Raw genomic sequence first — 12,666 nt, forward strand, 5'->3', positions numbered from 1 at the left:
TACAGGCACTGTTCAGGCTTACGCCGCTCATCCTGCTTCTTCGAAGAACATTCCCGCACAAGTGTCTCGCGTTAGATAAATATTGTTGCAACCCTTAGTTGTTTTGTTCAAGTGATTCCCAATCAAGGCCGTTACGTTTGACTGACTTACCTATCACCGATACCGCCGCTTCAAAAACCAACCCGATGACCGTCTACCTCGCCCGACTGGCGCCGTCCAGTCAGTTGACCATGCGCTACGTTTTGCAGGATGCAGCGGACCGTTTGGGGTTCGAGGACATGAATGTCGAGGAGATTCCCTGGCATCAGCTTCAACCTGACAATGTCATTGCGCTGGTGGCGGCATTGCGCGCGGACGGTTACGCGCCGAACACTTCCTCACTCTACGTCAACGCAGTGCGTGGGGTGATGAACGAAGCGTGGCGCATGAGTCTGATCAGCCAGGAACACTTGCTGAAAATGCGTTCGGTCAAGGGCATCGCCGGTACGCGGTTGTCCCAGGGCCGCAACCTCAGGCGCTCGCTGATTCAAGAGCTCATGGCGGTTTGCGCGGCGGACCCACGTCCACAAGGGTTGAGAGACGCGGCGATCATCGGGATTTTGTATGGTTCGGGGATGCGCAAGTCCGAGTCGGTGAACCTCGACCTGTCACAGGTGGACTTCGCCGAACGCAGCTTGCGGGTCACGGCCAAGGGCAACAAGCAATTGATCAAATACGCGCCGGCCTGGGCCTTTGCCAAGTTGCAGGACTGGCTGGAGCTGCGCCGTTCGCTGCTCAAGGAAGGTGAAGTGGACGATCCGTTCCTGTTCAACCGAATCCGCCGTGGCAGTCACATCACTCGCGAGCGCATCACCAAACATGCGATCTATTACATCGCCCGGCAACGTGGTGCGCAGGTCGGCGTGAAAATCATGCCGCATGATTTCCGCCGTTCGTTCATTACCCGGGTGATCGAGGAGTTCGACCTGTCGATCGCGCAGAAACTTGCGCACCACAGCAACATCCAGACCACCGCCAACTACGATGTGCGTGACGACAACGAGCGGCGGCGGGCGGTGGACCGGTTCGATCTTTGACGGGGTGAAATCAGGACTCACCCAAAACGTGGGCGTGGCCAATCGTCGAGACGTGAACTGCACTGCCGGCGGGCGGTGCATACATGCCGGAGCTGCGCACCATCAAGGACCGGCCTGGCTGTTCGCCAGCCGTTGAAGGCTGCAATTCCACGGTCAAGGTGCAGGTGTTGCCGCTGAAATCCCGGTCGGTCACCACGGCGCGACACCCGGGACCTTCGGCAGGACTGGGCTGGATGCTGATCAGTTGCAGTTGCTCGGGGCGCAACATGATCTGCGCTGAGTTGTTGTTCCTGTGGTTGTTGACCGGTATGCGCCCCAGATCGCAATGGGCCCACCCGGCTTCGATTCTGGCGGGCATGACCACGGCATCACCGAGAAACAGCGCCGTCTGTTCATCGTCGGGATAACGGTAGAGGTCCAGCGGATGGCCTGACTGAACCAGGCGACCATCGCGCATGACCGCCAACTGATCGGCGAACGACAACGCTTCACTCTGGTCATGGGTGACCAGAATGGTGGTCACGCCGGCATCGCTCAGCAATCGCGCCACCATTTTGCGCATGGCGCCGCGAAGGCCGGTATCGAGTGCCGAGAACGGCTCGTCGAGCAGCATCAGGCGCGGCTGCTGCGCCAGGGCTCGTGCCAGCGCCACTCGCTGTTGTTGGCCGCCGGACAGTTCATGGGGCCAACGATTGGCCATTTTTGCGTCCAGGGCCACGCTGTCCATCAATTCGGCGATACGTTGCTGCTTTGCCTCACCTTTGGTGGACAGCCCAAAACCGATGTTGGCGGCCACGGTCATGTGCGGAAACAGGGCGCCATCCTGTGGGACATAGCCAATCAAACGCTGATGCGCCGGGACTTCGTGGGTCTCATCGACCAATATCTGACCGTTAAGCGAGAGGCTGCCGGTGTCCGGGAACTCGAAGCCGGCGATCATCCGCAACAGCGTGGTTTTACCGGAGCCGGAAGGGCCGACAATCACCGTTCGGCTGCCAGTCGGCACCGACAGACTGACGTTTTCCAAGGCCCGCTGGGAGCCGTAGAACTTGGAGATCGAATGGAGTTCAAGAGCGTTCATCGGCCAGCCGTTCGTTTGGATTGGTGATAGAGGAGTCCGGTCAACGGGAGCGACAGCAGGATCATCAGCAGGGCATAGGGCGCTGCGGCGACGTAGTCGATTTCACTGGTCAGCGCCCAGAAGCCAGTGGCCAGGGTGCGGGTGCCATTGGGCGCGAGCAACAGGGTCGCGGTCAGCTCGTTGGTGATCGCCAGAAACACCAGCGCTGCACCGGCGGCTGCACCGGGGGCGGCCAGGCGCAGGGTGACCAGCCACAAGGCCTGCGCGGGCGAGCGGCCGAGGCTGCGCGCTATGTTTTCCAGTTCTACAGGTGCTTGCGCGATTCCTGCGCGCAAACTGACCAGGGCGCGCGGCAAGAACATCAGCAGGTACGCCAGCAGCACCGTGATGGTGGTCTGGTATATCGGTCGGGCGAAATGAATGGTCACGGTCACCAGGGCCAGTGCCACGACGATACCGGGCAACGAGCTGGTGATGTAGTTGCAGCTTTCCAGCAGGCGTTGCAGACGACCGGGAGAACGAATCGACAGCCACGCAATCGGGATGGCCGCGCAGGTGGTGAGCGCCGCGCCTGCGGCCCCCAGCAGCAGGGTTTGTTCAAGCGCGGGCATCAACTCGGCCAGGTTCCAGACCTGTGCGCCTCCCGCTATCAGCCATTTGCCCAACGTAATCAACGGAACACCGAGCGCCAGCACGCAGGTGCTGATTTGCAGCGTCAGCGCGAGAGCCGTCGATCCTGCGCCCAGGCGTACAACCCGTTGCTCACGCGCGCTGCCGGAGCCGACCCGGGCGTAACGCGCCGAGCCGCGAGCAGCCGATTCGGCGGTCAGCATCGCCAGGCAGCACAGGGCGAGCACACTGGCCAGCATGTGCGCGGCGGGACCGTTGAAGGTCGATTTGAACTGATCGAAGATCGCCGTGGTGAAGGTGTCAAAGCGGATCATCGCGTACAGACCGTATTCGGCCAGCAGGTGCAGGCCCACCAGCAATGCGCCGCCACAGATGGCCAGACGCAGCTGCGGCAGCACCACGCGAATAAAGATCGCCCAAGGCTTGAGTCCCATCGATTCGGCCACGTCTTCGATGGCCGGGTCGAGCCGCCGCAACGTTGCGGCGACAGGCAAATACAGAAACGGGAAATAGGCGATCACCGAGACCAGCACCCCGGCAAATAGCCCGTGTATCGGCGGCACCAGGCTGACCCATGCATAACTGTGCACGAAGGCCGGCACCGCCAGCGGGGCGGTCGCCAGCAACGACCAGGCACGTCGCCCCGGCAGGTTGGTGCGTTCCGTCAGCCAGGCCAGGGCCAGGCCAAGCGCAATGCACAGGGGAATCGTGATCACCACCAGCAACACGGTGTTGATCAGCAATTCGCCCACCCGTGGCCGAAACACCAGCGGCACCAGCGTTGCCCAGCCGGTCTGGATCGAGACCCCGATGACAAAGGCAATCGGCATCAGTGCCAGCAGCGAAACCAGCACCGACAAACCGATGACCCACGCGCCACCGCGACCTGCGAAGAGGCCGCGGGGGCGTCTGCGCAGGTTGTCGGGAATCGCCGCAGGTAAATTTGCGGGCAGTGTTTCAGGTATCAATTAGAGCAGCCCCGCTTGAGTCATCAGCTCCACGGCTTTTTTGCTGTCGAGTTTCGAAGCATCGACCGCTGGCGCATCGAGCTGTTGCAATGGCACCAGTTTTGGGTTTGATTGCGCGTTTTTGCCCACGGCGTATTCAAACGAGTTGCCGGTTTTCAGGACGTTCTGGCCGTCTTTGCCGGTCACCCATTTCAGGAACGCCTGAGCTTGTTCCTTGTGCTGGCTGGAAGCCAGGACGCCGCCACCCGAAACGCTGACGAAGGCGCCCGGATCCTTGTGCTTGAAGTAGTGCAGGGCGGTGTTCTTGCTGTTCTCGCCCGTTTTGGCCTGATCGCCGAAGCTGTAGTAGTGATAGATCACGCCGCTGTCGACCTGCCCGGCGTTGACCGCCTTGAGCACGGCGCTGTTGCCGCGGTAGGCGGTGAAATTGGTTTTCATCGCCTTGAGCCATTCAAGCGTAGCCGCTTCGCCCTTGAGTTCCAGCACTGCCGCGACGATAGCCTGGAAGTCGGCACCCGCGGGCGAGGCTCCCCAGCGACCTTTCCAGTTCGGGCCCGCAAGGTCCATCAGCGATTTTGGCAGCTCGGCTTCGGGCAGTTTGCTCGGGTTATAGACAAACACCGTGGAGCGCGCAGCGATACCGACCCATTTGCCGTGGGCCGGACGATAAGCTTCGCCGACCTGCTCGAGGGTGGCCGGTGCAACCGGTGCAAAAAGCCCTGCGTTGTCGACCAGCACCATCGCCGGGGAGTTTTCAGTCAGGAACACGTCGGCAGGGGATGCGGCGCCTTCCTGCACGATCTGGTTACCCATCTCGGTGTCGTCGCCATTGCGCACGGTGACCTTGATCCCGGTTTCCTTGGTAAAACCGTCAATCCAGGCCTTGGTCAGGCTCTCGTGCTGAGCGTTATAGACCACAATGCCGTCGGTATCGGCGGCATATGCGTGGGCGGCGCTGATCAGCGCGGTGGCCAATAATGCTTTTTTCAGAAACGCGGGGACACGGGCGGTCATTCGGTAGCAGCTCCTGGCAATGGTCGTCATGCAAACAAGTCGCGTGTGTATCAATGCGAATCATTTGCAATTTTTGGATGGCTGCGAATGTAGAGGGGGAAATGAGAAAAAAACGTTAAAAAAACCGTTAATACATGTCATTTCCATTCAGATTAGCAGCGCTGCTGACCATTGTCCGGTGGATTAGCTACTGAATGCCAGGGATATAGGCAACGCTCTGGTCCTCGCGAGCATGAAACATACGTTCGCCGTTGGTGGGGGTGGTGGTGATGACCTGATGATCCGAACCCAGGTAGTTCAACGGTAACGGATCGCCATTGCGGAACTGCGCGACGACAATAGTGCGCTGTGGATCCCAGTGTTGGCCGCTGGTGCGGTCCAGCCAGGCCATCAGCGCCTCGGTATTGCCATTGCGAGGAAAGTCCTGGTCTTCGCGCACGTAATAGAAGGGGGCGCCGCCGGTTTGCAAGTACATCGGCAATTTGTTGTCCACCTCGATCATCACCATGTTCCATTTATCCAAAGGCGCACGTTTGCTGGCCTCAAGCTTGACCGTTTCTGCGAATGCAATCACGCCACCGCCACCGTTGGTCCACGGATAGACGACACCGATCACCAACACCAACAACGCGGTGGCCACACCGAAGCCAATTTTCAACTTGCGAGTGAACCTGCCGGTCTCGTTGCGCTCAGCCATTCGGTGAGTGATCCACCACGCACCCAGCAATTGGGCGAAGGGCACCAAGGGCAATACGTAATAACTGCGTCGACTGCCACTGGCGGTGAAAAACAGCATCAACAGACCCAAGCCCCACACCAGCCAGCGGGTATTGGGTTCCATGCTGCGCCAATTGCGCAGCGCCACCCACAACCCCAGCAGCCAGCAAGGCGCCCAAGGCAAGGTGTAGACCGGGAGGTAAATCAGGTAGGTGTAAATCGGTCCGATGTGGTCGAAGGGCTGGAAAAACCGCACGACGTTTTCCCGCAACACCAGGCTCAGGCCGCTTTCGCCATAAGTCGGTGCGCCATAGATATGCGACAACATGAACGGCGTCATGTAGAACGCCCCGGCGATCACCAAGGCGGCGCACATCCGCAGATTGAGGTGGCGTTTCCAGCGACCGTCCTGCACGACATGCGGCAGCAACACCAGGCCCGGCAGAATGAACCCGATCAAGCCTTTGAGCAGTGAGGTCAGGGACAGCAACAGGAAAAAGCCCAGGTAGCGACTAAAACGCGTGTCATCCGGCCCGCGCCAATACCACCAGACTGCAGCCACTACACCGCACACGGTGAGGATGTCAGCCGTGGCGACGCGTGCCCAGAAGATGAAATAGAAGGTGGTCGCCAACATCCAGCCGGCAATCAGGCCGGTGCCTTTGCGAAAGAGCTGCTCGCCGATCAAGTACACCAGCCAGACGGTGAGCCACGCGGCAATGACCGAGGTCAGGCGCAATGACCAGTGGTTCAAGCCACCGATCAGCCACGCGGTCGCCGTGATCAGCCAGTAGGAGGGCAGTGGTTTGTCGTAATACGGACCGCCCTTGAGGTACGGATCGAAATAGTCACCGCTCTGCAGCATCTGCAACGCGATGTTGGCCCAACGGGTTTCAGCCCCCCACAACTCCCGACCGCCCAACCCCAGTAACAGCATCAGCGCACACGCGCCCAGCAGGAGCGCCAATGCGCCCCTGTCAGTTGTCCAAAACTTCATGAAGGGTTTCCTTTAGGTGAAGCGCTGATGTGGCGTTAGCTGGTCAAGGTTGGCTTTGCGGGAAGATCAGGATCTCCAGGTTGCCGCGTTGATAGCGTTTGCCATCGATGGGCAACAGTTCGACCTCCTGCACTTCCTGGACGCTGTTGACCCGCATCACTACACCGACCGCACCTTTCTTGCGAGCTTCGGTCATCCATTGCCCCACATTGTCCATCGTCACTTTGCGCGATGCCATGGCGGGGTCGTCGAGACCGTATTTCAGCTCGCCGATAGTGTTGAAGAGGTCGACCTGCGGCCGCTTGAGCCGCCACGACAAGGCCGATGCCGCGCCCAGGTCATTACTGAGCAGGGAGGATGTCTGGCTTAATGCGTCCAGGTGCTCGGCGATGAACTGGTCGGGCATCTTGCTATTAACAATCTGTGACGGCATCGCCGCCGGTAGCAACGCCACCAGCAACCAGAGTCCAAGGGCTGGCATGGCCCAGAACAACAGTGGACGCAGAACTTGCAAGGCGTTGGCGATGATCCAGCCGATCAATGCGAAGAACATCAGGGACAGACTGAACATCTCGGTGTTTGCGTAGATCTCTTTAGTGGCCTGCAGATACAGCAGCGCGATCAGGGCCACGGTAGCGATAACGACGTTGACCACGCCGTTGATGCGAATCAGCTTGCCTCGCTGCTGGCTCAGCATCTCCATGATTGCGTGCCCCATCAGCAAGGCCAGAGGCAACAGGCACGGCATGATGTAAGTCGGCAGTTTTCCGCTGCTGGTACTGAAGAAGGCCAGTGGCAGGAGCATCCAGAGCAGCAGGAAGCCAATGACCGGTTGACGCTTGTTTTTCCAGCCGTCGATCAGTGTATTGGGCAGCAGTACCGCCCAAGGCAAGCTCGAAGCAAGCAGCAGCGGCAGGTAAAACCACCATGGTCGAGCGTGCTGGGCATTCTCGGCGGAGAACCGGCGGACGTGTTCGTTCCAGAAGAAAAACCGCCAGAAATCAGGTTCCTGATGGTGAATGGCGAGCACCCACGGCAGGCTCACCAGCGCCGCCACGACTACCGCCAGTGGACCGTAACGCAACAGTTCACCCATCCGGCGCTGCCAGATCATGTAGGGCAGGGCGATCAACACCGGCAGCAGCCAGGCAAGAAAGCCTTTGGTCATGAAGCCCATGCCACAGGCAACGCCCAACAATGCCCAAGCCCCCAATTTACCTCGCGAAGACTGGCTATCGAGGGCAAACCACAAGGCTACAAGGCTCAAGTTGACCCAGAGCGTGAATTGCGGATCGAGGTTGGCGTACCCGGCTTGCCCCGCGATCAGGCCAAAACTCATGTAGAGCATTGCGCAGGCGAAACTTTTGCGCGGATCGTTCCAGAATCGCTGGGCAATCAAATACGCCAGCCAGATACTCAGCCCGGTGCTCACTGCCGAGGCAATACGTACGCCGAACAGGTTGTCGCCAAACACGGCCTGGCCGATGGCGATCATCCAGTAACCGGCAATGGGTTTTTCGAAGTAGCGAATACCCATGAAATGCGGAGAAATCCAGTTGCCGCTGAGGAGCATTTCCTGGCTGATCTGGGCATAGCGGGTTTCGTCGGGAATCCACAGGCCGTGGGTCAGCATCGGTAACAGGTAAAACATCACGAATGCCAACAGCAAGCCGGGCAACAGCCAGCGGTCAACCGGACTGGACGCACGGGAAATAGTGTTGGGCAGGGGGTTACGAGACGTCATTTTTCGTCCTTGGCGCTATACGCGAGAGCGCAATTTTAAAATTGAAAATAACTAAAAGCGTGAGGCTGCTGTAGTCGTTAAAGTTCGTTACTGGACGCTGCTGCCTTGCAGCAAGGATTTCCAGTCATCGGCCTTCACGATCCCAAGTATTTTAAGTTCCCCTTTCGCGTCAATGTGGACGAGCAAGGAACTGCCATATTCGCTTGTTGCCGCATGAGGGTAGCCTGTTTGTGCTTCAAAATCGCTGATGCAGCCACTGTGAGTGACCAGCACCAGATTATGGTTAGCACGTTTATGGGCCACGACATCGTTACGCAGGGGTTTGCCACAACTGGCGAGCCAGTCCTGAGCGATCGCATCTTTGCTGAACATGGCGTGCGCCGTTTGCGCCGTACGAGTGGCCGGGCTGCTTATCACATCGGCCTGATCCATGCCCAGCCGCGTGAAACCTTGGCCCACAGCGATGGCGGCATCGTTACCCACTTTGGTGATGCCGTCCGCCGGGCCGAAGCACGGGTTGCTGGAACGGTCACAGCGCTCGGCATGACGAACCAGCGCAACGACTTCGCCGGCTTGCCATTGCCGCAACAATTGAGATCGGTCTTCGGCGTTGGCACCGCCCAGATTGACTGGCGATCTTGACCAATAGGCAAAGCCTGAAACCAGTACAACCACTACGAGGGCTGCGCTGAGTGACGCCAGTTTTATTAACCGAGAAGTCATGAGTTCTTCGTTATGTAAGGTGGGAACGATGCGCCTAAAATTAAATCTGCTCAGGTAGCGGAGTAGTGAAACGAATGTGAAAAAATTGCAGAGATATTGCCGGAGCAACATTAATAAGTTGTTGCAAATTGTTATCTCCTACGTTGTTTAGGTAAAACGGACGCGCACAAACGTGCGCGCCGTCGAGTTTGAGAGTGATTTACTTGCAGCGGGCGGTTCAGGGTGACGCAGGGCAACCCCGCGAGGGGCCTTTGGCCGCTTGGCTGATGAGCGCGGTCAGGTGTTTCACGTTGTTCTGATGGGCGACCACCAAATCATCGATGCTTGGGCCTGAAGGGGTTTGCAAGGTACTGCGGCATGTCACCAGTGTGTTGTCAGTATCGCCGGGATTGCGCAGGCGCCATTTGACGTCGATCAGCGCGTATTGGCCGGGTATCGAGTCAAAGCGTTGAAAATCCACACGCAATGAGATTTTGTGCTGCAGATTGCTGTTGACCAGTTGATCCACCAGTGCGCTGCTCAATTCATCCGGCAGGCTCGCACCCCACCATTCGGTTTCAAGAATGACCAGCCCACTGCTGCCCTGACGGATGACGATCTGCGGGCGATCTACTTGCGGCGGCACGGTAATGCTTTCAATCACGACATCCGCAGCGTTGCCCCTGGCTGTTCCTCCTGGCTGTGCCGGAGTCAGGGTGTGAAAATGAATCGGATCACTGCGGCAGGCGGCAAGCAGCAACAGCGCGGTGACCAAGGTGATTTTCAGCTTCAAAGCCATGGGTATTGCTCCTGTGGTCAATTGCGCGGCGGCGCTTTCAGATCCATCGGCGCGGCGTTGTTGGGGCGCCCGCGAATCAGCGATTCCGGATGCCGCCCCAGGTAATCCGAGAGCTCACGCAAGGAGCGCGACATGCGTCCCAGTTCGTCCAGGGTCTGGGTCAACTGTTCTCGTTGCGGCGAATCCTCGGCCAAGGTCGAACTGGCTGATTGCAAGGTCTTGCTGACGTCGGCCAGGGTTGTTTGCACCCCAGGCAGGGTCTTGGCATTGAACTGCGCCAGGCCTTTACGCAATTCGACGAGGTTGCTGTCCAAGTTGCCGGCGATGCGTTCCACCGGCAGTTTGTTGAGCTTGTCGACCATGGCTTCCAGTTTTCCCTGGAGTTCTTCGAGGCTGCCAGGAACGGTCGGAATGATGACAGGGCGAGCACTTGGATCGAACACGACTTTTTCAGCCTTCGGATAGAAATCCAGCGCGATGTACAACTGACCGGTCAACAGGTTGCCGCTGCGTGCCTGTGCACGCAGGCCATTCTCGATAAAGGAGCCGATAAGCCGCACGCCACCGGCTTCGTCACTGGGGTCATGATTGTAGGCTTTGAGCAATTTTGTGTGTGCCTTACCCAGACGTTGCGGGTAGATCACGATGCCGACGTTGACCGGGAAGCTCTTTTTCTTCTCGTCGAAATCCAGATTGACTGAGACCACTTTGCCGATTTCCATCCCGAGGAATTCCACCGGCGCATCGACCTTCAGTCCACGCAGAGCCTGGTCGAAACGCAGGGACAGGAACTGCGGTTTGCCATTGGGAGGGGCGAGGGCGGTCTGCTGGTCCTCGAACAATTCGTAGGCGTACTCTTCAGGCGCGGGCTTGTCGTCGGGGTTGTAATCGGGTGCGCGAAACGCGATGCCACCCACCAGAATCGAGGACAACGACTCGGTCTTTACCGCAAAACCATTGGCGCCGACGCTGACATCAAAGCCGCTGGCGTTCCAGAATCGGGTGTTCTCGGTGACATAGGCGTCATTGGGCGCGTGGATGAATACGTCGATGTTCACGCCTTTGCCGTCAGGGTCCAGAGCGTAGGCGACGACCTGGCCTACCGGGATTTTGCGGTAGTACACCGGCGAGCCGATGTCCAGTGAACCAAGGTCCTCGGTGTGCAGGGTGAAACGCTTGCCCGGTTCGCCATAGGTAATGGGGGGCGGGTTTTCAATGCCCTTGAATTGCTTGGAGCGAGCGTTGGCCTGGCCAATGTCGGCGCCGATGTAATCACCGGAGAGCAGGGTATCGATGCCCGACACCCCGCCGGCTCCGATGCGCGGACGCACCACCCAGAACTGCGAGTCTGCGCGGGTAAAGCTTTCCGCTTGTTTGGCCAGCTTGATTGTCGCGTTCACACTCTTCTGATCGTTGCTCAGTTCGACGTCCGAGACATGGCCGATCACCACGCTGCGGTATTTGACTTCAGTCTTGTTGGCGGTCAGGCCATCACCGGTCTTGAAGGTGACGGTGATGGTCGGGCCTTCCTGCAACAGGCTGTGGACCACCAGGGAAATCCCTACCAGTACCGCAACGATGGGCACGATCCAGACCAGTGAAACACTGAAACGACGAGTTTTTACGGGGGCTTGCCCGGGAGCTTGCGGCCCGTCAGTGGCTTGCGACTTCATCCATGTCCTCCTCATTCCGGTGGGTGTCCGACCGCTCGCTATCCCAGATCAGTCGAGGGTCGAAACTCATCGCCGACAGCATGGTGAACACCACCACCAGGCCAAAAAACAGAATGCCCGGGCGCGGCTCGATATCGGCCAGGGCTTGGAACTTGACCAGTGAGGCCACCAGCGCCACGACAATTACGTCGAGCATTGACCAATAACCGATGACCTCGACGAACCGGTACAGTTTTGAGCGCTCTTTGCGCGCCCAGTCGCTGTCGCGATGCACCGTGACCAGCAGCAGCGTCAGTGCGACGAACTTGATCCCCGGCACCGCAATGCTGGCGATGAAGATGATCAGGGCGATGTCCCAGGCACCGGCTTCCCAGAACTCCAGTACACCGCTCATGATCGTGCTGTCGGCGCCATGGCCGACCATCTTGGTGTTCATTACCGGCAACAGATTGGCCGGCACGTAAAACGCCAGGGCCGTGAACATGTAGGCCCAGGTCCGGGCCAGCGAGTTGGTTTTGCGCCGGTGCAGTGGCGCGCCGCAACGCTCGCATTCGTGGGGCTCACCGGTCATGTCGCAGGCAATCCCGCAGGTGTGGCACAGGCACAGGTTGAGTTCGCTGGCGACCGGGGGCAAGTTCATAAGATGTCCCACAGCTCACGGATATCGCGACCGGCAATGCGGATCATCATCAGGCTGAGTATGGCGAGGGCAAACAGGCCGATACCCGGCAGTACATCGAGCAACCCGGCCAGCTTGATGACCGCGACCATCGCGCCCAAGAGGCACACCTCCAGCATGCTCCAGGGCCTGAGGGTTTCCAGCCAGCGCATGCAAAACCTGAAACCTGGCGAGCGTCGGGAGGCGAGGGCGTAGCCGAGCACCCAGATCAGTAGCACCAGCTGAAAAATCGGGGCGATGATCATCGCAATTGCCGCCACCATGGCGATGAAGGTGATGGGGCCGAGACTCAGGGCCAGTACCGAATCCCAGAGGGTTGCACTGTTTTTCAGACCCTTGAGGCTGATGTTCATGATTGGGTAGAAATTGGCGAAAATCCACAGCATCAGCGCGGTGAAGGTCAGCGCCAGGCGCTGCTCCACCGTCAAGCCGTTATAACGCTGAAGCACGCCGCCGCAGCGTATGCACAGGGTTTTTTGATGTTTGGCGAGCGTGACTTTTTCATACACGCTGTCGCAGTGCTCGCAAATGATCAGGTGGTTTGTCGTAGCCATAGGCCGTACTCGCCAGGACACAGGAAAGTCAG

11 protein-coding genes are annotated in these 12,666 nt (G+C 58.9%); 1 reads left to right on the forward strand and 10 read right to left on the reverse strand.

Annotated elements, in window-relative coordinates; translation table 11 throughout:
- The first annotated feature begins 185 nt into the window (after positions 1-185).
- A complete protein-coding gene (gene xerC, locus ACM6I0_RS09810) occupies positions 186-1,076 on the forward strand; it encodes a tyrosine recombinase XerC (RefSeq protein WP_285434197.1) in 891 nt (296 codons plus the stop codon).
- 10 nt (positions 1,077-1,086) lie between these two features.
- Here the strand turns inward: xerC and ACM6I0_RS09815 are convergent, their stop codons facing one another.
- The 10 genes from ACM6I0_RS09815 to ACM6I0_RS09860 all read right to left on the reverse strand — a co-directional run bounded on the left by ACM6I0_RS09815 (position 1,087) and on the right by ACM6I0_RS09860 (position 12,634).
- Positions 1,087-2,157, reverse strand: a complete 1,071-nt coding sequence (locus ACM6I0_RS09815; RefSeq protein ID WP_285434158.1) for an ABC transporter ATP-binding protein — start codon at positions 2,155-2,157, stop codon at positions 1,087-1,089.
- Positions 2,154-3,752 (reverse strand): ABC transporter permease, encoded by a 1,599-nt coding sequence (locus tag ACM6I0_RS09820; RefSeq protein WP_414922535.1) that lies wholly within the window; start codon positions 3,750-3,752, stop codon positions 2,154-2,156. Before ACM6I0_RS09820 ends, ACM6I0_RS09815 begins: the two co-directional genes overlap by 4 nt.
- Before the next feature lie 3 nt (positions 3,753-3,755).
- A complete protein-coding gene (locus ACM6I0_RS09825) occupies positions 3,756-4,769 on the reverse strand; it encodes an iron ABC transporter substrate-binding protein (RefSeq protein ID WP_414922144.1) in 1,014 nt (337 codons plus the stop codon).
- Between the two features lie 187 nt (positions 4,770-4,956).
- Positions 4,957-6,483 carry an ArnT family glycosyltransferase gene (locus ACM6I0_RS09830; protein ID WP_414922145.1) on the reverse strand — a complete coding sequence of 509 codons (1,527 nt, stop codon included), beginning with the start codon at positions 6,481-6,483 and terminating at the stop codon, positions 4,957-4,959.
- Positions 6,484-6,526: 43 nt separating this feature from the next.
- Positions 6,527-8,227: a lipid IV(A) 4-amino-4-deoxy-L-arabinosyltransferase gene (gene arnT, locus ACM6I0_RS09835; protein ID WP_414922146.1), complete on the reverse strand. Its 1,701-nt coding sequence runs from the start codon at positions 8,225-8,227 to the stop codon at positions 6,527-6,529.
- A gap of 87 nt (positions 8,228-8,314) precedes the next feature.
- On the reverse strand, positions 8,315-8,950 hold the full coding sequence (locus tag ACM6I0_RS09840; protein ID WP_285434201.1) for a histidine phosphatase family protein: 636 nt from the start codon (positions 8,948-8,950) through the stop codon (positions 8,315-8,317).
- Positions 8,951-9,167: 217 nt separating this feature from the next.
- Entirely contained in the window at positions 9,168-9,728 is a 561-nt protein-coding gene (locus ACM6I0_RS09845; protein WP_285434162.1) for a membrane integrity-associated transporter subunit PqiC, read from the reverse strand.
- Between the two features lie 17 nt (positions 9,729-9,745).
- The gene (locus ACM6I0_RS09850) at positions 9,746-11,401 is read right to left on the reverse strand and encodes an intermembrane transport protein PqiB (RefSeq protein WP_285434163.1); all 1,656 of its coding nucleotides are present in this window, start codon (positions 11,399-11,401) and stop codon (positions 9,746-9,748) included.
- Entirely contained in the window at positions 11,382-12,041 is a 660-nt protein-coding gene (locus tag ACM6I0_RS09855; protein ID WP_285434165.1) for a paraquat-inducible protein A, read from the reverse strand. The genes ACM6I0_RS09850 and ACM6I0_RS09855 overlap by 20 nt, the downstream gene beginning before the upstream one ends.
- On the reverse strand, positions 12,038-12,634 hold the full coding sequence (locus tag ACM6I0_RS09860) for a paraquat-inducible protein A (protein ID WP_285434166.1): 597 nt from the start codon (positions 12,632-12,634) through the stop codon (positions 12,038-12,040). Before ACM6I0_RS09860 ends, ACM6I0_RS09855 begins: the two co-directional genes overlap by 4 nt.
- Positions 12,635-12,666: the final 32 nt, after the last annotated feature.

It is taken from the genome of Pseudomonas sp. IT-P294, assembly GCF_949767865.1.
Classification (GTDB): Bacteria; Pseudomonadota; Gammaproteobacteria; order Pseudomonadales; family Pseudomonadaceae; genus Aquipseudomonas.

Bases quoted from the DNA above. Each gene is read 5' to 3' on its own strand.
- ACM6I0_RS09815 (WP_285434158.1), bottom strand. From the start codon at position 2,157: ATGAACGCTCTTGAACTCCATTCGATCTCCAAGTTCTACGGCTCCCAG.
- xerC (WP_285434197.1), top strand. From the start codon at position 186: ATGACCGTCTACCTCGCCCGACTGGCGCCGTCCAGTCAGTTGACCATG.
- arnT (WP_414922146.1), bottom strand. From the start codon at position 8,227: ATGACGTCTCGTAACCCCCTGCCCAACACTATTTCCCGTGCGTCCAGT.
- ACM6I0_RS09855 (WP_285434165.1), bottom strand. From the start codon at position 12,041: ATGAACTTGCCCCCGGTCGCCAGCGAACTCAACCTGTGCCTGTGCCAC.
- ACM6I0_RS09840 (WP_285434201.1), bottom strand. From the start codon at position 8,950: ATGACTTCTCGGTTAATAAAACTGGCGTCACTCAGCGCAGCCCTCGTA.
- ACM6I0_RS09830 (WP_414922145.1), bottom strand. From the start codon at position 6,483: ATGAAGTTTTGGACAACTGACAGGGGCGCATTGGCGCTCCTGCTGGGC.
- ACM6I0_RS09860 (WP_285434166.1), bottom strand. From the start codon at position 12,634: ATGGCTACGACAAACCACCTGATCATTTGCGAGCACTGCGACAGCGTG.
- ACM6I0_RS09850 (WP_285434163.1), bottom strand. From the start codon at position 11,401: ATGAAGTCGCAAGCCACTGACGGGCCGCAAGCTCCCGGGCAAGCCCCC.
- ACM6I0_RS09825 (WP_414922144.1), bottom strand. From the start codon at position 4,769: ATGACCGCCCGTGTCCCCGCGTTTCTGAAAAAAGCATTATTGGCCACC.
- ACM6I0_RS09845 (WP_285434162.1), bottom strand. From the start codon at position 9,728: ATGGCTTTGAAGCTGAAAATCACCTTGGTCACCGCGCTGTTGCTGCTT.